General features: G+C 34.6%; 25 protein-coding genes. 7 read left to right on the plus strand and 18 right to left on the minus strand.

Translation table 11 applies throughout. The features are described from left to right. Positions 1-58 precede the first annotated feature (58 nt). Together BBI01_RS21750 and BBI01_RS21755 are read right to left on the minus strand one after the other, a co-directional pair. Positions 59-259, minus strand: a complete 201-nt coding sequence (locus BBI01_RS21750) for a grasp-with-spasm system A modified peptide (RefSeq protein WP_065396740.1) — start codon at positions 257-259, stop codon at positions 59-61. Between the two features lie 504 nt (positions 260-763). After that, positions 764-2,614 (minus strand): helix-turn-helix transcriptional regulator, encoded by a 1,851-nt coding sequence (locus BBI01_RS21755; RefSeq protein ID WP_065396741.1) that lies wholly within the window; start codon positions 2,612-2,614, stop codon positions 764-766. Between the two features lie 239 nt (positions 2,615-2,853). On the opposite strand from BBI01_RS21755, the gene BBI01_RS21760 reads away from it, so the two are divergent. The 7 genes from BBI01_RS21760 (at position 2,854) to BBI01_RS21785 (ending at position 6,666) form a co-directional block, all read left to right on the plus strand. Continuing rightward, entirely contained in the window at positions 2,854-3,174 is a 321-nt protein-coding gene (locus BBI01_RS21760; protein ID WP_065396834.1) for a magnetosome magnetite crystal formation protein family, read from the plus strand. Between the two features lie 21 nt (positions 3,175-3,195). Further along, the gene (locus BBI01_RS21765; RefSeq protein ID WP_065396742.1) at positions 3,196-3,669 is read left to right on the plus strand and encodes a hypothetical protein; all 474 of its coding nucleotides are present in this window, start codon (positions 3,196-3,198) and stop codon (positions 3,667-3,669) included. Between the two features lie 10 nt (positions 3,670-3,679). Further along, positions 3,680-4,633, plus strand: coding sequence for a YiiG family protein (locus tag BBI01_RS21770; protein WP_065396835.1), 954 nt, complete (start codon positions 3,680-3,682; stop codon positions 4,631-4,633). Between the two features lie 26 nt (positions 4,634-4,659). After that, complete coding sequence (locus tag BBI01_RS22975) at positions 4,660-4,836, plus strand: hypothetical protein (protein WP_165602287.1); 177 nt, start codon at positions 4,660-4,662, stop codon at positions 4,834-4,836. A gap of 89 nt (positions 4,837-4,925) precedes the next feature. Continuing rightward, positions 4,926-5,459: a DUF4303 domain-containing protein gene (locus BBI01_RS21775; RefSeq protein WP_065396743.1), complete on the plus strand. Its 534-nt coding sequence runs from the start codon at positions 4,926-4,928 to the stop codon at positions 5,457-5,459. Between the two features lie 234 nt (positions 5,460-5,693). Further along, complete coding sequence (locus BBI01_RS21780) at positions 5,694-6,173, plus strand: hypothetical protein (protein WP_065396744.1); 480 nt, start codon at positions 5,694-5,696, stop codon at positions 6,171-6,173. Next, positions 6,139-6,666, plus strand: coding sequence for a hypothetical protein (locus tag BBI01_RS21785; protein ID WP_228394053.1), 528 nt, complete (start codon positions 6,139-6,141; stop codon positions 6,664-6,666). Before BBI01_RS21780 ends, BBI01_RS21785 begins: the two co-directional genes overlap by 35 nt. A gap of 209 nt (positions 6,667-6,875) precedes the next feature. Here BBI01_RS21785 and BBI01_RS21790 read toward each other — a convergent pair whose 3' ends face one another. The 16 genes from BBI01_RS21790 to asnB form a co-directional block, all read right to left on the minus strand. Then, complete coding sequence (locus BBI01_RS21790; protein WP_065396745.1) at positions 6,876-7,823, minus strand: transketolase family protein; 948 nt, start codon at positions 7,821-7,823, stop codon at positions 6,876-6,878. Between the two features lie 11 nt (positions 7,824-7,834). Then, the gene (locus BBI01_RS21795; protein ID WP_065396746.1) at positions 7,835-8,977 is read right to left on the minus strand and encodes a hypothetical protein; all 1,143 of its coding nucleotides are present in this window, start codon (positions 8,975-8,977) and stop codon (positions 7,835-7,837) included. Between the two features lie 30 nt (positions 8,978-9,007). Continuing rightward, positions 9,008-9,862, minus strand: coding sequence for a transketolase (locus BBI01_RS21800; protein ID WP_262487303.1), 855 nt, complete (start codon positions 9,860-9,862; stop codon positions 9,008-9,010). Between the two features lie 107 nt (positions 9,863-9,969). Continuing rightward, positions 9,970-10,488, minus strand: a complete 519-nt coding sequence (locus BBI01_RS21805) for a hypothetical protein (protein ID WP_065396748.1) — start codon at positions 10,486-10,488, stop codon at positions 9,970-9,972. 29 nt (positions 10,489-10,517) lie between these two features. After that, a complete protein-coding gene (locus BBI01_RS21810) occupies positions 10,518-11,207 on the minus strand; it encodes an SGNH/GDSL hydrolase family protein (protein WP_065396749.1) in 690 nt (229 codons plus the stop codon). 27 nt (positions 11,208-11,234) lie between these two features. Further along, complete coding sequence (locus BBI01_RS21815) at positions 11,235-12,794, minus strand: sodium:solute symporter (RefSeq protein ID WP_065396750.1); 1,560 nt, start codon at positions 12,792-12,794, stop codon at positions 11,235-11,237. A gap of 270 nt (positions 12,795-13,064) precedes the next feature. Then, positions 13,065-13,352 carry a GNAT family N-acetyltransferase gene (locus BBI01_RS21820; protein ID WP_002984420.1) on the minus strand — a complete coding sequence of 96 codons (288 nt, stop codon included), beginning with the start codon at positions 13,350-13,352 and terminating at the stop codon, positions 13,065-13,067. 3 nt (positions 13,353-13,355) lie between these two features. After that, complete coding sequence (locus BBI01_RS21825) at positions 13,356-13,751, minus strand: OsmC family protein (RefSeq protein WP_065396751.1); 396 nt, start codon at positions 13,749-13,751, stop codon at positions 13,356-13,358. Beyond that, a complete protein-coding gene (locus BBI01_RS21830) occupies positions 13,751-13,969 on the minus strand; it encodes a (4Fe-4S)-binding protein (protein WP_065396752.1) in 219 nt (72 codons plus the stop codon). Before BBI01_RS21830 ends, BBI01_RS21825 begins: the two co-directional genes overlap by 1 nt. A gap of 153 nt (positions 13,970-14,122) precedes the next feature. Then, positions 14,123-14,662 carry an NADPH-dependent FMN reductase gene (locus BBI01_RS21835; RefSeq protein ID WP_065396753.1) on the minus strand — a complete coding sequence of 180 codons (540 nt, stop codon included), beginning with the start codon at positions 14,660-14,662 and terminating at the stop codon, positions 14,123-14,125. A 19-nt stretch (positions 14,663-14,681) separates the two neighbouring features. Beyond that, a complete protein-coding gene (locus BBI01_RS21840; RefSeq protein WP_065396754.1) occupies positions 14,682-15,581 on the minus strand; it encodes a pirin family protein in 900 nt (299 codons plus the stop codon). Positions 15,582-15,625: 44 nt separating this feature from the next. After that, positions 15,626-15,937, minus strand: coding sequence for a GNAT family N-acetyltransferase (locus BBI01_RS21845; protein ID WP_065396755.1), 312 nt, complete (start codon positions 15,935-15,937; stop codon positions 15,626-15,628). A 166-nt stretch (positions 15,938-16,103) separates the two neighbouring features. Next, positions 16,104-16,979 carry a pirin family protein gene (locus BBI01_RS21850; protein WP_065396837.1) on the minus strand — a complete coding sequence of 292 codons (876 nt, stop codon included), beginning with the start codon at positions 16,977-16,979 and terminating at the stop codon, positions 16,104-16,106. A gap of 155 nt (positions 16,980-17,134) precedes the next feature. Next, positions 17,135-18,538 carry an MFS transporter gene (locus BBI01_RS21855; RefSeq protein WP_065396756.1) on the minus strand — a complete coding sequence of 468 codons (1,404 nt, stop codon included), beginning with the start codon at positions 18,536-18,538 and terminating at the stop codon, positions 17,135-17,137. 139 nt (positions 18,539-18,677) lie between these two features. Continuing rightward, the gene (locus BBI01_RS21860) at positions 18,678-19,490 is read right to left on the minus strand and encodes a hypothetical protein (protein WP_083190194.1); all 813 of its coding nucleotides are present in this window, start codon (positions 19,488-19,490) and stop codon (positions 18,678-18,680) included. A gap of 437 nt (positions 19,491-19,927) precedes the next feature. Then, positions 19,928-21,595, minus strand: coding sequence for an asparagine synthase B (gene asnB / locus BBI01_RS21865; protein ID WP_065396758.1), 1,668 nt, complete (start codon positions 21,593-21,595; stop codon positions 19,928-19,930). Between the last annotated feature and the right edge of the window lie 13 nt (positions 21,596-21,608).

Below are 21,608 nucleotides of genomic sequence, written 5' to 3' on the forward strand. Positions count from 1 at the left end.
GTTGAATTTATATTCCTGTCTTATGAAAATAGGAGGGGATTGCCCCTCCTGTCATTTCTTAATCAATTGTGAGCACAGCTACCTGTTTTCCATCAACACAAATTACAGTATCTCCTGAATTCCCTGGCTGACCATTAGATCCAGTTTCAGAAGTTGTTTTTTCGTTTGTGCTTCCTCCTCCAATAATACTTATTGTATTTGCTAACTTTTTGTTTTCCAAAGAAGAGGAATTACTCTTCATACCGATTAATTTTTTCATTTTGATAGTTTTTTAATTTTTAAAATTCGCTTACCATATAGACCCTGGTATTGGGTGAAAATTCTTAACGTTTATCCTGTACTGTACACATACAATTTAAAAGTATAGAATTAGCTCATCAACGTTGATGTTTTCAAAACTAAAAAATAATACGTCACTTATAAGTGATAAATATTGTGAATTATATGTAGATTTTTTTATTGTTTTCAGTAGTTGATTATAGAATTTGTACAGAAAACTAATCGTGAAAAATGAAGAATTATTTAATCATGTAATCCGAATTTTCAATAGTATAAATCGATGTTTTGTAGAATAGAAGTAAAATATCAAATGAATACAATAAAAGTTAAAATTGCATTCTTTTGTACAAAAAAGGTACTTCTCCCAATTTGCATGAGAATTTGCATGAAATTTCAAAAATGAGTTGAAAAAATAGATCTCTTAAAATTGCTTAAGTGATTAAAAAAATAGATTTGTAATTTAAATATCTTGAAAATAAAAGAATTACTCAGAAAATGCACTCTGAAAGAAAGTATCTAAAGCTGTATGTTCGTCCAGCCCAAATTTTTTTTTCAATCGGTACTTGGTCATTCTTACACTTTTGGGTTCTACGTTCAGGAGGTTGGCAATCTGCTTAGTATCCATTCCAAGGTAAAGGTAAGCACAGTATTTCAGGTCCAATGCAGTAAGTTTCTGTCGGGCTTTATCATTGATTTTCTTAAAGAAATCAGGATGTAGCTCCTGAATAGTGAATTTAATTTTTTCAAAATCATTATCCACACGGTTCTCCTCTTTTACAACCTGATGAATATTGATGTCTGTATCAGAAAGCTTTGTCTGAAGCTGCTGAAGAACCTCATTTTTATGCTGAATATGAAGTTGGCTGGCTAAGACCTCACTTTGAAGTTTTTGCTGTTGTAACGTAAGCAATTCCTGCTCTGCTTTTAACCTTGCCTGTTCCTCTTCCTGTAGTTTTACCTGCATTTCTGCATCATGTTTTTCTGTATTCAGTTTTTTCTCTCTTTCTATAGAATATCGTAATTTGTAATGATAAGAGCGAAACATGAAAAATGCTCCGATCAATCCTATAATTCCCAACCCGATATAGAGAAGCTTTTCTTTCTTTAAACTGGATGTTTTTTCAGTTAAGACTTTCAGTTCAGCGTCTCTTTTCTGTGATTGAAATTGTGCTTCAAGCCTTTTTACCGTTTCTGCCTGTCCTTCATTGTAAAGAATACTGTTATATTCAGTTACTTTTGCCTGATATTCATACGCTTTTTGATAGTTTTTTTGTCTTTCATACAATTGAGCTAGGTCACTCACAACATTGATCATGACATGATAATAGACCGGAGTTTGAGTAAGCAGAAGTTGTTCGGCTTTTAAAAGATATTGTTCAGCCTGGGTTTCATTCTGATCACGGGTAGCAAGATTGCTTAGAATACCCAGAGCTCCTGCCTGAATATTTTGATTATAAGTAGTATGTTGAGTAAGAGTAAGAATTTCGTTGGTATTATTATGAATTTCTTTACGAATCTCCGGTGTGATGGTTGGGTAGCTTAAATAATAGTTATTGAGATTAAGCAAAGCCAATGACTGAGCGTGCGGAGAAACATGACCGGGAAACTGTTGATAGAGCGCAACTGCTTTTTTACACATTTCTATGACAGCATCAAGATCTTTAAGGTTCTTCGTTTTTTCATATCGGAATGAATAGCAAACAGCCAGCGCAGAGTAAGCCGAGCTAAGCATGTTTTTATTTCCTGATTTTTGGGCAAGCTCTAATGCCTTTTGAGCATATTTTGTAGCATTTTCAGCATCATCCCGCTCTGAATGAATTCCATAAAGCAGGTAATTAAGTTTTGCATTCAACAGAATTTCTGTAGGAAGCTTTTCTACTTGAGGCAATATTTTTTGGATAAGCTTAATGGTGTTTTCAGATTCACCGAGCGTATTATTATAGTAGATGTTCAAATAATCAGCATAAAGAATGGCTGTTTTATCTTTGCTTTTTTGTGCTATAGCATTGGCTGCATCTATGATCGGAGGTACTTTATTATATTCCGTTTTGTTCAGTTTAATAATTCCGTCCTGTACTAATGCTTTTACTTCTTCCGTATTGTTATGTTCATTTTTTGCAAGCTTTAATTGCTGTTGGATATATTTTTCTGCAGTAGGATACTGATCACTTACTCTGTAGTATTCTGTAAGGTCATTATAAATTTTAAACTTTTCTGCTACCGAAGTATTGTCTTTGTTCAACTGATTTTTAAGGTTATCAATAAAGGAATTCTGAGCTGGACAAAGAATGCTGATAAAAATTATTAAGTATAAAAAAGAGTACTTCAGTTTCATGAAGTGAAAGTACAAAAATTGTAGACACTTATCAATTGTCTGTTCAAAAAAACAAATTTGAAAATAATTTGTAAAGTGCTGTATTTTAAGCTGTTATTTTGTATTGTAGTCGTTTTGTAGTCACTTGTTTTTAGAGTTGAGGTTGTTTTGTAGTAATATAAAAAATAGAAGTTTTGTTTTTCTGTAGCAATTTTGTATCAGGAAAAAAATCAAAAATATTAATTAAAAAACTATTTATCATGGACAACAAAACATTATCTATCGTATCATATATTACAGTGTTTGGGTGGATAATTTCCTATGTGTTGGGAAAAGACAAACCTAGCGGATTTTTGAAATATCACCTTAAGCAATCTTTAGGTTTAGTGATTTTTACAGCTCTTTTATCAATTGCTATTAGAATTGTACTCGCCGTTACCCATATGGAAGTATTTACCTTTTTCGGTGTTCTTCCATTAATATTATCCATTATTGGAATTATAAATGTAGCGAATGATGTGGAGAAACCTTTGCCTTTGATCGGGAAAATGTTTGAAGGTAAGTTTTCATTTATCGGATAAAAATAAATATAGGGGGCAGCTATGGAAGGTGTTAAGCACTTAGAAAGAGAAGGTACAGATTACATAGTGAAACAGTATGTGTCTTTACAGCATTGTATTATGATGATTTGGGTATTGATTTCAATTATTGTGATCATCAGCACAAGCTATCTGAAAACAGGAATTATAATGTTTGTATTTTCTCTTCTGTTGACGATTGTTGCTTTTATGCCTCCCAGAGTTTCCTTTAATTTTATATCTAAAAACCTTACTGTTGCTAATAGAGGATTAAATCGCAGGAAATTTACATATGACCTTAATGATTTTGAAGGATTTGAACTACAGACAATACGTATTGCTATCATTCCTTTAGGGTGTTTTCTTTATGCAGATTTTAAGAATGTTTCACATTTTAAACGTCCCGTAATATCCCAGTCTTTCAGTAAAAAGAAGATGCAGGAAATTATCAATGAACTTGAAGACCTTAAAAAACATAGTAAAAACACCAAACATTAAATATTATATTATGAAAAGACTATTGATTATTGCAGGAATGCTTATTCTGAGTTTGTCCGTAATCTCTTGTGACAAACTTGAGAAGATTAAAGATAAATTATCACAGAAGAATACCAAGCAGGCAAATCCTTTCAGTGTTAATTCAGGAGATGAAACCAGAGATATTATCGCTTTTAATAATAAGGTGGTAAAGATGGATGATGCCCACTCAGATTTCATTAAGAACTTTCAGAACTCATTGGAACAAATGGATGCTTATGTAAAGAATGTTGCTGCAAATCCACAGTTTTCCGGGATCCCTCCGATATTTACTCCAGTTGTTATGATGTGGGCAAATCAAGAGATCAAAGCTCCGGATGTCCTGGGAAAAGAATACCAGACTTCTGTAGATAAAATGAAAGAGACCGCTTCACAATTACAGACCTTGAAAAAAGAACTGGAAGCTTATAAAGATGCAGAAGACTGGAAGGATGATAAAGGTAAAAAAGTAACGGAAATCAGCGAAAAGGCAAGTAAACTTATTCAGGAAAACAGAAAAGCGGCTGATGAACTATTTGCAAAGCTGGCACCAAGAGCAGAAAAGGCAGAAACAGAAGCTCTTAAAGATCATCCATTGAAAAAACAGATCCTTCAATCCAGAGAAACAATGGAATTTGCTCAGAAAATCATTGATGATTCTTATGATGTGAAAGACCTTGATGCTTACAAACAGAAATTCGCCCAGCAATATGTACAAATGGAAAAACTGTATAAAAGAAATATGGACGAAAGTATTCCTTCATCCGAAAAACAAAAGGAAAGCAGCTATACGGCTTTTAATAATTCTGTAAATGACTTCCTTGGAAAAATGAGAATTGTACAGCGAAGTCTGAATGAAAATAATCAGGAAGTTAACCGTGACCTTGATGATCTGGAGAGAGAAGCCGGATATATTCTCGACCGTTACAATTATTTTGTTGATTGATTTATCTATAATTAAAATTTGACATTATGAAAAAAATACTAGGAATTCTCCTGATCATTATCGGGTTCTGTTTGGTGGTAGTTATTAAAATAGGACCATCCAAAGAAACATCATGGTTGTTCAAATATGGAGAGCTGCCTCCTATACTCGCGGGAGCCGCCATTCTGATCCCCGGTATGATCATGTATAATAAAAACAGGTAGCTATATTCATGAAACCGGCTACACTTTTGGAGAATATAATAAAGGGATAAAGGTAATTTTACCGCCCATTTTAAAAAAGAAAAAGAAGTATGGATTTTGAAACGTTGAAACAGCAGATAGAAGCAGCGGCAAGAAAAGCTTTTTTAGAAATGTATGAAAAACACGGTGCTGAAGGAATTTACAGCTTTGCTTTATACAGTGATGAAGGAGCAATGACGGTATGTCCTTCTTCTAATACACAGGAAATGCTTAAAGAGGTAGATGAAGATGACACAATGTATTATAAATATGAGCCTGCAGAATGGACGTATGAAATGGAAGGTGCAGATAAAGAATTTAATGACATCTGCACCGGTCTGAGAACAGAGCTTGAGAAAAATGATGAAGATGATGAATGGTTTCAGGGATTTCAGACTCAACTTTATGCAACCTGCATTGAAGTGCTTGAAAAACTTAAAAATGAGAACTTTTTCAAAAATATTATAGGAAAGGATATTTTCCTGATTTTCACCGTTTCGGATTATGAATTTGAGAAGCAGGATCTGAAGAATATTATTATCAGGCTTAATGATAATGAATATAAAAGTGAATATCTGGATTGGATGGAAACCTGGGGCAATTAAAAGGATGTAAAATAAAAAAACACACTTAAATATATCGTATGAAGCAGGATAAAATAATTGTCTCAGATACATCTTACAAGAGTGATAATACTCTTAATGTGATTTTTAACATTGGAAAAATTCATTGGACGAAAAATCAACAGATCATGTAAAAAGATTCAGTTATGGAAGATTTTAAAAAACTCAATATTAAATTTTTATAAACCTAAATCAAATATATAAACCCAAATCTTTATGAACTCATATAAATTTTACAAGCAGGAAGGAAACCAATATATTTTTAAAAATCAACCGGTATTTATCTCTGTTTTATGTCTTATTTTCTTAGTTATAGCGGCGCTGATCTTTAATAATGCAAGAACTGTAAGCCTTATTATGATTGCTGTTGTTATACTGATTGCAATCAACTTCTTTACAAAGAAATTCATCATTGATATGGATCGGAAAACCATTACAGGAAAGCATACCATCTTTGTTCCGGAAAGAACATACGAGATAAAGGATTTTACCAATTTTCATGTGTTGGCTACAAAATATATGGGCTTTATTACCACTAATGTTGCGTTGTCTATTTACTTTGAGGTAGATGGAAAAGAGAAGCAGCTTACTATTGGGCAGGCTCTTACACAAAGAGGAATACAGGAAATGGTAAATGAAACCGAAGATATTATGAAACTGAATGAGCAGAACAATGAATATCACAGACCGTTATAAGTTTGAAGAGAACGGAAGCGAAATAAGCTTTATGCCCAATTATAGTTCTTTAAATACTTTAATATGGTGGCTGGTATTGTTTATCATTGCGATTCCTGCGATCATGTATTACTTTATGGATCAAATGTCCGGGGATGCCTTTAGAGTAGTTTTTGCTATTTGGATAGTCTGTATGGGATATTTACTCTTTGATCTATTTTTCAGGGTTCCTGTGAAGTTTATCTTTGATAAATCCGAACGGTGTATTTATAAAAAATGGATGTTGTCCAGGAAGATCATGACCTTTGATGAAATGGCTTATTTTATCAATGAAGAAAGAGGTGGATATTATTATTCCATCGGGAAAAAAAGAAATCAGTTTGTAAAAAATTACAGGATCAGCAATTACTTTTCAGGATCTAAGAAATCCATTGAGAGGGAAGATGAATATATAAAAGAAATATTATGCCCAATTCTGATCGCTGTAGGGATTTCTTTTAACGAACGGGAATGATAAAAGTAAAAACGATAAGTAGGGTAGAAGCTACAACCATGACAATTATAAGTATAACCATTCCCCTCCGTTGGAGGGATGGCAAAAATTCAAAGAATTTTTGACGGGGTGGTTAAAGCATTACACAAATCTCCAACATTGAATCATTCAAAAAGACCAGGGGCTGTTTCGAAGAAACAGCCCCTGATTATATTATTAAAGAAAGCTAATTAGTTAGCTAAAATTCTTTTTACAGCTTCTTTCACTGCTGCTGCATCAATTTTATACTTTTTCATCAATTCAGCAGGTGTTGCAGATTCTCCGAAAGTATCATTTACAGCTACAAATTCCTGTCTTGTAGGTCTTCTTCTTGCAAGCATTCCCGCAACAGATTCACCTAAACCACCAAGGTAGTTGTGCTCCTCAGCCGTTACAATCTTACCTGTTTTTTCTACAGATTTTAAGATGATCTCTTCATCAAGAGGCTTAATCGTGTGGATGTTGATTACCTCACAAGAAATACCTTCTTTCTCAAGCTCATCAGCTGCTACAAGAGATTCCCATACAAGGTGTCCTGTTGCAACAATCGTTACATCAGTACCTTCCTGAAGCATGATTCCTTTTCCGATTTCGAAAGGCATATCTTCAGGGATGAATACAGGAACAGTTGGTCTACCGAATCTTAAATATACAGGACCTTCGTGCTCAGCAATAGCGATTGTTGCCGCTTTTGTCTGGTTGTAGTCACAAGGGTTGATTACGGTCATTCCAGGAAGCATTTTCATCATCCCGATATCTTCCAATACCTGGTGAGTAGCTCCATCTTCTCCTAAAGTAAGACCTGCGTGAGATGCACAGATTTTTACATTCTTACCAGAGTAAGCGATAGACTGACGGATTTGGTCATATACTCTTGAAGTAGAGAAATTAGCAAAAGTTCCTGTGAAAGGAATTTTTCCGGTGATGCTAAGACCTGCAGCAAGTCCCATCATGTTTGCTTCTGCAATACCTACCTGGAAGAATCTTTCAGGAGCTTTTTCAATGAATTTCTCCATTTTCAAAGAACCGATAAGGTCTGCACAAAGTGCTACTACATTAGGATTTTTGTCAGCAAGTTCCGCTAATCCGGCTCCGAATCCTGAACGAGTGTCCTTTTTTTCTGTATATGTATATTTCATTTTTATTTTTATTAATCGAGATTGTTTAAATAGTTGTTTAATTTCTTTTTATCAGTCGGATCAAGCTTCTCCTGAATTTCGTTGAAGTATAAAACTTCCCGTCTTATTTCATCCAATGTTGCTTTAATACCTACAGAATGTGGTTCAAACTGTGAAAGATACATGTCGCATGTTTGTCCTGTATAATTTCTCAAGTGTTCCTTTAATTCTTTATTCTTGAATTGAGGAATATTTTTCTCAAAATTAGCACAGTGTTGAGGTAATCCTTTCCAAAGCTTATCATTATGGATATTATGAATTGCTAAACCCTCTTCTGAAGAAAGCTTTTTCTTATAGTCAGAGACATAATCAATGACGAATGAATACTCTTCAAATTCTACTGCTGCGGAATCAGCTGCCACAATTGCCGAGTCTGCACTGGCAGTATTATATTCATCCAGCTCTTTTTGATAAGCAAGCATTATAGAATCCCGTCTTCTCTGCTGATCTGTAATGATTTTCTTATGATCTACAGAAATAAAATCTTTAGAATCTGCTATAGATTTCATGACCAGATATTCACGATCATAATCCTTTTCAGGTGCTACTTTCAGAATAAGTCCTTTTAACCCGGATTTTTCAAGCCTAGGTATTGTAAGGTATTGCTTCACTAATCCGTTGAAAACAGTAAAACTGTTATAAGGAGAAGTTTCATCAATACATACCTTTAAGAAATCATCCTTACGGGTATATTGCGGATCCTTTTTGGGTTTGAAATTGACCAGATAATGGTTGCATGGAATACCTAAAATGGTTTCTTTGGTATTCAGCTTTTTCGTTTCAAAAACATATTCCTTATCAGGGTTTTCTGAGTAGGAACTTTGTATAGAACTCCAAAAATGCTTTCCCATACCTTCACCGGTAAGACGGTTGTTCATTTCCAGACTTACAGGGCTTGTAGCCAATGCATCCGTAAAGAAGTACATCGGAATATCCTTGAAGGTAACATTGGTGAAAAATTCATTATTATTGCTAACATACATTTTCACCTGAGAATTGGACAGTTGATTTCCCATCATCTGATAGGTAAGTTCCTTTGTAAAAGAAACTTTCTTTTCCTGAGCAATACCAAGAATAAAACTGGTAAGAAAGCAGATTAAAATGAATTTTTTCATGAAAATTTGATGACTGATTTTTTAAAGATATTAGTAGTCAGCAGGAGCTTCTAAATACAATTGTTTGAATGCTGTTTCCAATTGCTCATCATTAGGAGCTTTACCATGCCAAGCATGACTTCCCATCATAAAGTCTACTCCCGCACCCATTTCTGTGTGAAGAATAATGGCTACCGGCTTACCTTTTCCTGTTTCTGTTTTAGCTTTCTCAAGGATTGCAATTACAGCTTCAAGATCGTTACCGTTTTTCTCTTCTAAAACAATCCATCCGAAAGCTTCAAGCTTAGCATGAAGATTTCCTAGGCTTAATACATCATCAGTATCTCCATCGATCTGACGTCCGTTGTAATCGATTGTAGAAATAATATTGTCTACTTTTTTAGCAGCAGCATACATCAATGCTTCCCAGACTTGACCTTCCTGAAGCTCACCATCTCCGTGAAGAGAGTAAACAAGAGACTGATCTCCATCCAATTTTTTACCTTGAGCCACACCAAGTGCTACAGAAAGACCTTGCCCAAGAGAACCTGAAGCAATTCTGATCCCAGGAAGCCCTTCGTGAGTAGTAGGGTGTCCCTGTAATCTTGAATCAAGTTTTCTGAAAGTTTTCAGTTCCTCTACCGGGAAGAAGTTGAATCTAGCTAAAGTAGAGTAGTACACCGGTGAAATGTGCCCGTTTGATAGATAAAAATGATCTTCATTTTTGCCCTCCATAGTGAAAGGAAGATTATAGTTCATTACCTTTCCGTAAAGTGCTGTGAAATACTCTGTACAACCTAAGCTACCACCCGGGTGTCCTGAATTTACAGCGTGAACCATTCTTAAAATGTCTCTTCTGATCTGCGTAGTAAGAGATTTTAACTCTTCAATACTTTTACTCATTATATCTGATTTATTTGCACGCGAATTTACAATTTTTTACCGGCTTATGGAAATGCAAAAATCCGGATATAAAAACCCGGATTTTGAATTATTTGAATATTTTCCCTCTTTTAGCAGCCTTCGTTGATGTAAACTGTAATTTCAGTCACAATATTATTAACAAATTTAAAGGTAAGTTGTGTTCCTGCATCATAATCCTCAATATTAAAGTATCCTGCATCTTTAATACGTTTGCCATTATCATCAACTTCCGGGCGAACACTGAATATAGGATAATTCCTGTAAGCATTGATAAGCTCATCTCTGGTACTTCCAACACCCATTCCGCTTTTTGTTCTGAATTTTTTACTAGTAGTTGTCATTCCTGCAATGGTAACGGCATCAGGTTTTGCTGCTCCACCATAACCCTGGAAGATTTCAATATTAATGATCTCTCCATTGTATTTCACAACATTCTTACTTTCGCTATCAGAAGTTTTCAGTTTTATACCTGCAATTTTTTCTGCCTCACTTTTTTCCATAAAGATCTTGTAAGGACCAATTCTTAAAGTGGATATTTCAAAATTCTCCTGAGCACTAATAGATACAAATGTCAGTACGAAAATGAAAAGTGAAATAATTTTTTTCATAGTTAGTAAAATATATTTTTTTTGAAATTTTATTTTTTCCTCAGTGTTTTATTAATCGCATTTTTAATCATTGGTTCCATGATTGCATATCCTGCAGGAATAGGATGAATACCATCTTTTGAAAGTCCTTCACGCATTCCGCCTTTTGAATCCCTCATCGCAGTATTATAATCTACAAATATGAGCTTATTGTTGTCTGCATATTGCTTTAATCTTTTATTCAGTGCATCTACTTTTTGAGGAGCGTCTGTTATTTCTTTACGCCATGGAAATGCTGCTGCGGGCAATACAGAAGTAATAATTACTTTAATACCGTTTTTTTGAGCAATATCAGCCATAGCTTTGATATTATTAAAAGTGAAATCAGGGTCATAAATACCTGTATTCTGAGCAATATCATTGATCCCTGCATTAATGATGACCAGCTTGGGCTGTAAAGCGACAACATCATTCTGAAAACGTAGCAACATCTGTGATGTTGTTTGCCCGCTGATTCCTCTTCCAGTATAATTGTTTTCAGAGAAAAACTCCGGATGACTCTTTACCCATCCTTCTGTAATAGAATTACCCATAAAGACAATATCCACTTTTTTCTTTGAACTTAAAATGTTTGTATTTTCATCCTTATACCTTGTAAGATTGGCAAAATCAACTGCGCTTTGTGCATTTATAAATATGCCGGAAAACAGATTAAAGGCTATAAAAATGAATAATTTCATAACTGATAATTTTATGGTTATGCTTAATTATACAACTCTCAAATGTTGTTTGTTTTTTACCAGCCATAGCCCAATAAAGGTCAATAACCCATTTAAGACAATCAGCTCCACACCAATTCTGTAGTCTGTATAAGTTGTCACTGCATAGTTGATAAGATATGTGAATATCGGAGCCAGGATTGTTACTGTAAGAATAGAATACTTCTTTGAAATCTGGAACTTGGTGAAAATTCCAAAAGCAAAAAGCCCTAATAACGGTCCGTAAGTGTATCCTGCAACTTCCATGATCAGATAAACAATTGATTTATCATTCAACGCCTTGAAAACCATGATCAGGACGAAGAAAACCACAGTGAACGTTAAATGCACTTTCATACGAAGGCTTTTCTTCTCTTTTTCCGTTTTGGTTTTATCTTCATTAAGGTTTAATAAATCTACACAATAAGAACTTGTAACGGCTGTTAAAGCACCATCAGCAGAAGGGAATAACGCAGAAATCAATCCGATGATGAAAATAACGGAAATCGCCATTGGAAAATACCCCTGAAGTGATAAAGCAGGGAAAAGATCATCTCCCATGATGTTCTTAATATTTCCTGCTGCATCTTTGAAACCAAAGATATTAGTCACAGGATCGGTTCCTGTAGTTCCATATCCTGCACCATGTTGTATCGCGAAAAGATAAAGTAACCCTCCTAAAAACAGGAAAGCAAGATTGACCAAAAGAAGAGTCCCAGCAAACGTCAACATGTTTTTCTTTGAATTCTTAAGATTATCCACGGAAATATTTTTCTGCATCATTTCCTGATCCAATCCGGTCATGGCGATTGTAATGAAGATTCCGCCCAAGATGGTTTTAAGGAAGAAGGTTTTGGAATTCGGATCAAAATTGATAAAGTGAGTATAATTTTTCTGCTCTAAAATAGTATAAGCTTCTCCGAAAGACAGGTTCAGATTTGATAAAATATAAACGATACAAGCTACCAAACTTATGATCATAAAAGATGTCTGTAAAGTATCTGTGATTACAATGGTTTTCACACCCCCTTCAAAAGTATACAGAAGTACCATCACTAAAAGGACAAGCGAAGTAACCCAAAACGGAACTCCCAGTCCTTCCAACAGGAATATCTGTAAAACATTCACTACTAAATAGAGTCTCGCTGTAGCTCCAATCGCTCTCGAAATAATAAAAAATATAGAACCGATTTTATGCGCTTCCACATTGAATCTTTTTCCCAAATAAGTATAAATGGAAGTCAGATTCATCTTATAATACAAGGGAAGCAGTATGGCTGCGACAATAAAATATCCGATGAAAAATCCAATCACCATCATGTAATATTCGAAACCTCCATAAATATATTCAGAGCCGGTCATTTTTCCTACTGTTCCCGGAACTGAAATGAAAGTCACTCCACTTAAACTGGTTCCGATCATCCCGAATGCCACAAGCCACCATTTACTTTTTTTATTACCAATAAAGAATGACTGGTTATCAGAATTTCGGCTGGTGAAATAAGAGATCACCAAAAGACCGATAAAGTAGATAAAAACGAATAGCAAAAGGATAGTTCCTGGATTCATGCTTAAATTTTAAATTTTAGCAAATATATAAAAAAGAACCATCGTGAATCGTGAATTTCGTTCAGAGAGGTTTTTTATACAATTACTTTAGAAAAGTTATTAAAAATTGAATATAATTTAAACTTTACTGGGGGAAACGAATAGTGACCTCGTTACGGCATTTTACTCAAAAAAATCTTTACGGACCAGAGCGTTAAAAATAAAAAAACACATGAAAAAACCTTCCAGATTTACTCTGAAAGGCTTGTATTGTAAGGGTGGAAGCAGTAATTAATTTACCAAAACATCCTGCAATTCCTCACTCTTCTGGAAGCTGGCTTTAGCAAACGGACAAAGAGGAATAATTTTCTTTCCGTTTTTCCTTGCAAAATCTACAGCAGCCAAAAGCATTTCTTTACCTACACCTTTTCCGTTGTAGGCTTCTTCCACCTCCGTGTGGTCTATAATAAATCTTTCTTCTCCTGCCCAGGTGTAAGTCATCATTCCTGCGCGTCTTCCATCTATGAAAGCTTCAAAACTTCCGTGTTTTTCGTCGTTGTTTTGTTTTACTTCGATCATATTTTATGAGAATTTAGTTAGTATTTCTATGTCGTTTGTTAATATTTTATGAATAGGGCAGGCATCTGCAATCGTATGGAGTCTTTTCATTTGTTCAGCATCCAAAACTCCCTCAAAAGTAATATCTCTTTTGAAAATTGCTCTTTTGGTCAATGGATAATTTTCAAGTTCCACTTCCACATTGATGTTTTCCACATCCCATTCCTTTCTTTCAATGTACATTCTTAATGTCGCTGCTGTACAGCTTGCTAAAGAGGTCGCAAGAATTTCCATAGGATTAAACCCTTTGTTTTGTCCGCCTTTATCTATAGGCTCATCGGTAATGATCTTATTTTCTCCTGCTGTTACCTCAGTATAATATTTCGTTTTTCCTAAAGTTGCTTTTACCGTTATCGCCATTATATTTCTTTATTGAATTTATAACTTAATGCTCCTGAAGGGCATTGATCTATTTGATTTTTAAGTTCTTCAGGTGTTGCATTTTCTGCTTTTATCCAAGGTCTGTTTTTGGGATTATAGACTTTGGGTAATAGTTTTACGCATACAGCCGAGTGAATGCATTTTTTGGGTTGCCAGATAACAGTAATATCACCATTCTGGTATTCGTGTATTTCCATATCAATTGTCTTTTAATGATTATGATTCTTTAGAAAACGAGTCATACTAAGAGCCACGAGATAATAAAAACCTATGGCAATATAAGGATAAAAAAAAGAAATAGCAGTTCCTTAATATAAAATACAAAGAAACATTGAAGACTATACTTTTCTTTAATCTTCTGTTTTAACTAGTTTTTTAAAGTTTTCAATTTTTGTTTTTAAGTCGTTTAGCATTTCAGGGTTGATCAATCCACTTTCAAGGTCAAAATTTTCATAAAATTTAGACAATGAAAAAGTTTCCTTGATATCAGCTCCAAATTGAGGAAAGAATGTTTTTGCCGTATTCATGACATTGCCACCACCATAACCGCCGGGAGAAGTACTCATAAGAAGCATGGGCTTGTTTTGAAATACTTTTACATTGATTCTTGATGCCCAATCAAAAACGTTTTTAAAAGCTGCACTATAAGATCTGTTGTGCTCTGCAAGCGAGCAGATAATGACATCACATTCTTCAATAACCTTTAAAAATTTGTGAGCTTCGTCAGGAAATCCTTTCTTCTCTAGGTCTACAGAGAAAACAGGCATAGTAAAATCGTTGAGGTCTATAAGGTTGATTTTTTCTTCTTTAAAATCTTTTAAAACAAATTTTACAAGTTCTCTGTTAATGGAAGTAGATGAAGAACTTCCTGCAAATGCTAATATTTTCATGATTTTTCTATAAGTAAAACTATTTTTTGTTTAAAACCGCTTTGGGCAATGGAACATATTCCTGATCATCACCAGGAACCAAAGGAAACGCATCATGGTTCTGGTCATGCCAGTTTACCTTTGCCTGATCAATGATTTCCCTATCGGAATTCACAAAATTCCAGAATATAAATCGTTCTTCATCAAAAGGTTCTCCTCCAAAAAGATAAATCGTACCGTTTTCACTCATGTCAAATTCACAAAGTTTTGTGTCCTTGGCAATCATCAACTGTTTTGAACCATAAGAGTTGCCATCCGTAGTTACTGTTCCTTCCAAAACATACATTGCAGCTTCACCATAAAGGTCTTTACCAATACTTATTTTCTTCGGTTCTTTAGTTTTAATTTCAATAAAGAATAATTTACTGTGTACCGGGACAAGAGATTTTTTGCCAAATGCTTCTCCTGCAATGAGCTTATACTGAACTCCGTCTTCTTCCCAAACAGGAATATCATCAGCTTCAATATGATGAAAAGTGGGCTCGGATTGCTCAAGATGCTTGGGAAGACCTACCCAGATCTGAAATCCGTGAAGTCTTTTATCGCTGTGTCTTAAATATTCTGGTGTTCTTTCAGAGTGTACCACTCCTTTACCGGCAGTCATCCAGTTTACAGCACCCGGTTTTATTTCTATGGCATTTCCAATGCTGTCTCTGTGGAAAATAGATCCTTCAAGCAGATAAGTCAGTGTGGATAATCCTACATGTGGATGTGGGGGAACATCAAGGTTTTGATAATCCTTTAATTCCGAAGGTCCCATATGATCAATAAAAACAAAAGGACCAACAGCTCTTTTTTCACGAAAGGGAAGAAGTCTTCCTACCAGAAAATTTCCTATATCTGCGGCCTTTTCTTCGATGATAAGTCCAATATTTGACATAATGATGTAATGCTTTTAAAGTTTAATTAAGTGTATATAAAAGTCTAAAGTTTATCGTATGCATTAAATTTTTCATCAACGATACGCTTCCATTCAGGGTGCTTTTTAATGAAGGCAAAAACGTAAGGACAGAATGGAAGAAGCTTTTTGCCACTTTCTTCAATGTAATGAAGTGTTTTTTCCACTACTGCCGCCGCCGCACCGGTTCCAGCCAGTTCAGGCTCTGCTTCAGTATGTATCAAGGAAATCTGATGAGATGTTTCATGATAATCAATAAAGGCATAATGCCCATTGAATTCTATTTCAAATCTTTTTTCCGTTTTTACAAGTGGAATGTTTTCAAATTCAGTTTTCATAATTTATGTATTAAAAAGTTTGGATTTTTATAAGAGATCAGAATTTGTAGTTTATTGTTTACAATATTAAATTCTGATCTCTTATGTTTAATCCGTTATAATTGTATATTATAAAGTTAGTAAAAAAGGAATAATTAAAGATTAAGATAAATTTAATTCTAATTTTTTAATCTTCTAAATAACCAAATTTCCCGGTGTTGAAGTCCTCAAAAGCTTGCATGATTTCCTCTCTGGAGTTCATTACAAATGGTCCGTGAGGGAATATAGGTTCATTGATAGGTTCACCACTGATGATTAAAACTACCGCATTTTCATTTGCCTGAATAGTGAATGTCTCACCTTCATTTTTAAACAAAGCAAAATGATCAGCTTTTACATGTTCTTCTCCATTAATTGTGATATTTCCCTCAATAACCAAGGCTGCTGTATTGAAGTGAGCAGGGAAATTAAATTCTGCTTTACCTCCTGCTTTAAGCTTTGCATTCATCATGTGAACGGGAGTGAAAGTAAATGCAGGACCTTTATGCCCATCATATTCTCCAGCGATAAGCTCTATGAATCCGTTTTCGCCAAGGTCAATTCTTTCCATATTTGAATTTTCAATTGCCTGGTATTTTGGATTGCTCATTTTGTCTTTTGCAGGAAGATTTACCCAAAGCTGAACCATTTGAAAGATTCCGCCTTCTTTTGCCCATTCCGTTTCATGATACTCTTTGTGAAGAATTCCCTTTGCGGCAGTCATCCACTGTACATCACCCTGTCCGATGATTCCTCCTCCGCCAGCGCTGTCATGGTGTTCTACTTTTCCGTTATATGCTATCGTTACTGTTTCAAAGCCTCTGTGTGGATGAACGCCTACACCTTTTGGTCTGTCCGAACCATTGAAGTGGAATTTTGAATTATAGTCAAGCATAATGAACGGATCCATTCTTTTCATATCTAATCCAGGTACACCCGGAATAAAATTATGAACTCTAAATCCATCGCCTACAAAATGTGCAGGTCTTGGTGCTACTACTGTTTGTACTTTTTTAGTTGTCATCATATTGTTGATTTTATATACACAAAAATACCACAGCTAAGAGGAAAAAACATTGATCTGTGATAAGATCGATAGGGGACTGAAAGTGAAAAGTATGAATGCGAAAAGTAAATAAATTTTTAAAAGCATCTGTTTAAACTTATATTAAAATATCATTATTCTTCTTTAGATTTCATATTTTTTCCATCTGAAATATGTAACCTTCTAAAGACTAATCCTGATAAAATTGTCAGTATTCCTACGGTTAGAAAAGTATATCGGAAAGCATTATGAGTCTCTCCTTTGATGAGATCCGAATTTTCAAATATTTTTAAAACGATCAATCCAAACGCAATTCCAAATCCGATGGCTAGTTGCTGATTTACAGAAATTAATGAATTACCACTGCTGGTTTGGAAATTTCGAAGATCAGCAATAGAAATAGTGTTCATAGAGGTAAATTGTATAGAGTTGAAGAAACCTAAAACAGCAATAATTGGAATAAACCAATATAAAGAGGTGTGAATATCAGGAATTGCAAGCATACAGATCAATGTTCCGATGATAAAGGTATTGATCATTAATGTCTGGCGGTATCCATATTTATCAAGGATTTTAATAACAGAGGATTTTCCGAATATCGCCGTTAAAGCCATAGGTGCGATGATCCAGCCTGAAGTTACAGCAGATTGCTTATAAGCAATTTGGATCATCAATGGAAGTAATAAAGGAACAGAGCTGATTCCTAATCTTGTGGCAAGATTTCCTACAATTCCTACACGGAAAGTTCTTACCTGAAACAGGTTTAAAGGGAAAATAGGATGTCCTTCTTTTTTTGCATGTTTATAGTAATAATAAAGAAACAGGAAGCCAAGGATAAATACTATGAGGACTGGCGTTATATTTTGCATGTCTCCGAAAAGTTCTAAAGAAACGGAAAGCAGGAGAGAGGCTGCTGCAAAGATTAAGAAGCCTTTGAAATCAAAATCTACATCATCAGATTTATAATCAGGCATAAACTTTAATCCTAAAATAATACCTAAAACGCCAATCGGAATATTGATCAGAAATATCCAGTGCCAGGAAAGATAATCTACCATATAGCCACCCACCAACGGACCGAGAACCGGACCGATAAGTGCCGGAATAATAGCAAAATTCATAGCCTTAAGTAATTCGTTCTTATCAAAGGTCTTGATAAGTGCTAATTTTCCAACCGGAGTCATCAGGCTTCCTCCCACCCCCTGAATAACTCTTGAGATTACCAAATGAGTAAGGTTTTGTGATAAAGAACAAAACAATGAACCTAAACTGAATAATATCAATGAGAAGATAAATACTTTTTTAGTCCCGAATCTATCAGCAAGGAACCCACTTGCCGGCATAAAAACGGCTAATGTCAGAACATAACTGATAATAGCATTCTGCATATTTAAAGGAGATTCATGAAGGTCCTTTGCGATGGAAGGAAGAGACGTGTTCAGAATCGTAGAATCCAGCATTTGCATAAAAATAGCAGTAGCCAGAATGAGTGGTAGAATTTTCTTTACTGAATTCTGTTGAGGATTTGTTTCTATCATTTTGTGTAGGCTGAAATATTTAAAAATTTCCAGACTTATTTAATTTGAAAAAATACTTGCTTTAAGCATCTTGATTCTTACATAAAGAAATCCCTATAAAATTAAAAAAGTCCTGCGAAATATCACAGGACTTTTTGATTTATTTTCTAGGCTTTTCTACTCCTTTCCATTCATCACCGGCTTTTCTATACTGGCTTAGAGTGAAATTTTTGAAATCCTTGGTTTTATATTCAATATTATCGGTATTCTGTTCGAAAGGCATAATGTAATAATATTCTAAGTCTGTTTTATCAGATTTGTTTCCTTTTTTCACAGAAGGAACATATTTAGAGAATTTATAACTTGGAAGATATTGTTTTAATCTTGTGTAAAATGCTTTATCATCTTTCTCACTAGGAATGATATCAACAATATTTAAGTCATCTTTTTTCTTATCAATCCAAAGGTAATACGTCTTTTCTTCCCCTATGTTTCTGTTAAAAGAATTGAACGCAAATAATTCTTTCGGAACTAGTTCTTTGATTTTTTCAGGATCAACCTTTGTGTAATATTGTCCTTTTGAAGGGTCTACATATGTTTCAAGGTTATACATTAAAACAGAGTTGTTTTCAAATTTCTTATTTTTAAAATATTGATTTAAAGATAATTCTGCAGTTGCTCTAAGTTCCTTTCCTCTGCTGTCTAATTTTTTTGTAGGATTCTGAGGGTTTACATACTTTACAAATTCATATAAAACGATAGGCTTGATGTCCTTAAGGTGAGGATACGTTTTAAGTTGCTCAGCTGTTACCAACCAGTAAAATTGTTGATAGTAATCGTCTTTATCAGCGTCTTTCACAGTTTTATAAGCCAAAGCAAGCTTTTTGGAGTTCAGGTATTTGCCATATTTTCCCTGTCCAAAAGCAAAACTGATGGTTAATAAGGCAAATAAAACAGTAAGGTTTCTTCTCATTTTTTTATAATTGATATTTTCGATTTCCAAATATAATTATTTATTAGATATTATTTTTGATTGTCAGTTAAATTATCCCATATTGTTATTGTTAATTCAAAAAATAATCCCGTATTACTACAGGATTAATAAATTGTTGTGGTAGAATTTTGAAACTGAAATTTACACTATCTATTATGCAATTTGAATTTTAAACTCAAAGCTTTGATACACAATTGTCAATTAATATTATTCGATAATTACCTGATTGTATAAATTAAACGCCGTGTTTTCAGAAATATTTTACCTTTATTCAGATATATATACTTTGCTGAGTGATACACCTGACGATCTCAAAAAATGCAAGTTTTAAGAAAATCCCTGTAAATCCAGCATTAAAATTTATTCATCTAAAATTGATCATTCACTATTAATCTATTAAGTTTAATCTCATATCTTTAATATGATGTCTCATGCACTTTCACAGCTCTTCCGCTCGGGTCATTCATTTTTTTGAAAGCTTCGTCCCATTCTAAAGCGATAGGAGTGGAGCAGGCAACAGACGGAACAGACGGAACAGTTGAGGCTGCTGTTTCACTTGGGAAATGTTCCTCAAAAATTGTTCTGTATCTGTATTCTTCCTTGTTTTGCGGAGTGTTGAGTGGGAATCTGAATCGGGCATTAGTCATCATTTCATCTGTAACTTCTTTATCCGCGACTTCTTTTAAAGTATCAATCCATGAATATCCTACACCATCTGAAAACTGTTCTTTTTGTCTCCATACAATGGAGTCTGGGAGAAGGTCTTCAAAGGCTTTTCTTAATACCCATTTTTCAATTTTGCCTTCAGCAGTATTAATCATTTTATCCTGTGGGTTAATTGCCATGGCGATGTCCATAAATTCTTTGTCAAGGAAAGGAACTCGACCTTCTATTCCCCAGCTCATTAATGCTTTGTTAGCTCTTAAACAATCATAAAGGTGAAGTTTTCCAAGCTTTCTTACCGTTTCATCATGGAATTCCTTTGCGTTGGGAGCTTTGTGGAAATATAAATATCCACCAAACAACTCATCTGAACCTTCTCCGGAAAGAACCATTTTGATTCCCATCGATTTGATTACTCTTGCTAAAAGATACATTGGGGTAGAAGCTCTGATCGTTGTTACATCATATGTCTCCAGATGGTAGATTACGTCACGTACAGCATCCAGTCCTTCCTGAACTGTAAAGTTAACCTCATGGTGAACAGATCCGATGTGTTCTGCTGCTTTTTGTGCTGCAGCCAAATCAGGAGATCCTACAAGACCTACGGCAAAGCTGTGAAGTCGCGGATACCATGCTTCCTGAGTGTCACCACTTTCAATTCTCTGTCTGGCAAACTTAGCTGTGATAGCAGAAATTACAGAAGAATCCAGTCCTCCTGAAAGTAAAACTCCATAAGGTACGTCACTCATCAATTGTCTGTGAACAGCATCCTCAAGCCCTTTTCTTAAGGTAGCAATATCAGTTTTGTTGTCTTTTACGTGATCAAAACTTTCCCATTCTCTTGTATACCATTGCTGAAGTTCGCTGCCGTCCTTACTGTAAACAAGATGTCCCGGTAAAAATGTTTCAATGGTTTTGCATACACCTTCCAGTGCTTTTAATTCTGAGGCAACATAATAGTTTCCGTTTTTATCCCAGCCTTGGTAAAGAGGGCAGATTCCCATATGATCTCTGGCAATAAGGTATACATCATTTTCAGTATCATATAACGAGAATGCAAAAATTCCATTCAGTTTTTCAACAAAGTCTTTTCCGTATTTTTTATAAAGAGCAAGGATTACTTCGCAGTCAGATTGAGTTTGAAACTCATAATCAGGAAATTCTTCTTTTAGTTCTCTATGGTTATAGATTTCACCGTTTACTGCTAATACAACTTTTCCATCTTTGGTAAATAAGGGCTGTTTTCCTGAAGTAGGATCTACAATAGCTAATCTTTCATGAGAAAAAACCACTTTTTCATCTTGAAAAACTCCACTCCAATCCGGTCCTCTATGACGGATTTTTTTTGACATTTCCAAAACCTGAGGTCTTAATATATCGGTTTTCTGTTTGGCGTCAAATAGACATACAATTCCACACATATTTTTATTATTT

It is taken from the genome of Chryseobacterium artocarpi (assembly GCF_001684975.1).
In the GTDB taxonomy this organism is placed as follows: domain Bacteria; phylum Bacteroidota; class Bacteroidia; order Flavobacteriales; family Weeksellaceae; genus Chryseobacterium; species Chryseobacterium artocarpi.

Bases quoted from the DNA above. Each gene is read 5' to 3' on its own strand.
- BBI01_RS21750 (WP_065396740.1), bottom strand. From the start codon at position 259: ATGAAAAAATTAATCGGTATGAAGAGTAATTCCTCTTCTTTGGAAAAC.
- BBI01_RS21755 (WP_065396741.1), bottom strand. From the start codon at position 2,614: ATGAAACTGAAGTACTCTTTTTTATACTTAATAATTTTTATCAGCATT.
- BBI01_RS21760 (WP_065396834.1), top strand. From the start codon at position 2,854: ATGGACAACAAAACATTATCTATCGTATCATATATTACAGTGTTTGGG.
- BBI01_RS21765 (WP_065396742.1), top strand. From the start codon at position 3,196: ATGGAAGGTGTTAAGCACTTAGAAAGAGAAGGTACAGATTACATAGTG.
- BBI01_RS21770 (WP_065396835.1), top strand. From the start codon at position 3,680: ATGAAAAGACTATTGATTATTGCAGGAATGCTTATTCTGAGTTTGTCC.
- BBI01_RS22975 (WP_165602287.1), top strand. From the start codon at position 4,660: ATGAAAAAAATACTAGGAATTCTCCTGATCATTATCGGGTTCTGTTTG.
- BBI01_RS21775 (WP_065396743.1), top strand. From the start codon at position 4,926: ATGGATTTTGAAACGTTGAAACAGCAGATAGAAGCAGCGGCAAGAAAA.
- BBI01_RS21780 (WP_065396744.1), top strand. From the start codon at position 5,694: ATGAACTCATATAAATTTTACAAGCAGGAAGGAAACCAATATATTTTT.
- BBI01_RS21785 (WP_228394053.1), top strand. From the start codon at position 6,139: ATGAGCAGAACAATGAATATCACAGACCGTTATAAGTTTGAAGAGAAC.
- BBI01_RS21790 (WP_065396745.1), bottom strand. From the start codon at position 7,823: ATGAAATATACATATACAGAAAAAAAGGACACTCGTTCAGGATTCGGA.
- BBI01_RS21795 (WP_065396746.1), bottom strand. From the start codon at position 8,977: ATGAAAAAATTCATTTTAATCTGCTTTCTTACCAGTTTTATTCTTGGT.
- BBI01_RS21805 (WP_065396748.1), bottom strand. From the start codon at position 10,488: ATGAAAAAAATTATTTCACTTTTCATTTTCGTACTGACATTTGTATCT.
- BBI01_RS21810 (WP_065396749.1), bottom strand. From the start codon at position 11,207: ATGAAATTATTCATTTTTATAGCCTTTAATCTGTTTTCCGGCATATTT.
- BBI01_RS21815 (WP_065396750.1), bottom strand. From the start codon at position 12,794: ATGAATCCAGGAACTATCCTTTTGCTATTCGTTTTTATCTACTTTATC.
- BBI01_RS21820 (WP_002984420.1), bottom strand. From the start codon at position 13,352: ATGATCGAAGTAAAACAAAACAACGACGAAAAACACGGAAGTTTTGAA.
- BBI01_RS21825 (WP_065396751.1), bottom strand. From the start codon at position 13,751: ATGGCGATAACGGTAAAAGCAACTTTAGGAAAAACGAAATATTATACT.
- BBI01_RS21830 (WP_065396752.1), bottom strand. From the start codon at position 13,969: ATGGAAATACACGAATACCAGAATGGTGATATTACTGTTATCTGGCAA.
- BBI01_RS21835 (WP_065396753.1), bottom strand. From the start codon at position 14,662: ATGAAAATATTAGCATTTGCAGGAAGTTCTTCATCTACTTCCATTAAC.
- BBI01_RS21840 (WP_065396754.1), bottom strand. From the start codon at position 15,581: ATGTCAAATATTGGACTTATCATCGAAGAAAAGGCCGCAGATATAGGA.
- BBI01_RS21845 (WP_065396755.1), bottom strand. From the start codon at position 15,937: ATGAAAACTGAATTTGAAAACATTCCACTTGTAAAAACGGAAAAAAGA.
- BBI01_RS21850 (WP_065396837.1), bottom strand. From the start codon at position 16,979: ATGACAACTAAAAAAGTACAAACAGTAGTAGCACCAAGACCTGCACAT.
- BBI01_RS21855 (WP_065396756.1), bottom strand. From the start codon at position 18,538: ATGATAGAAACAAATCCTCAACAGAATTCAGTAAAGAAAATTCTACCA.
- BBI01_RS21860 (WP_083190194.1), bottom strand. From the start codon at position 19,490: ATGAGAAGAAACCTTACTGTTTTATTTGCCTTATTAACCATCAGTTTT.
- asnB (WP_065396758.1), bottom strand. From the start codon at position 21,595: ATGTGTGGAATTGTATGTCTATTTGACGCCAAACAGAAAACCGATATA.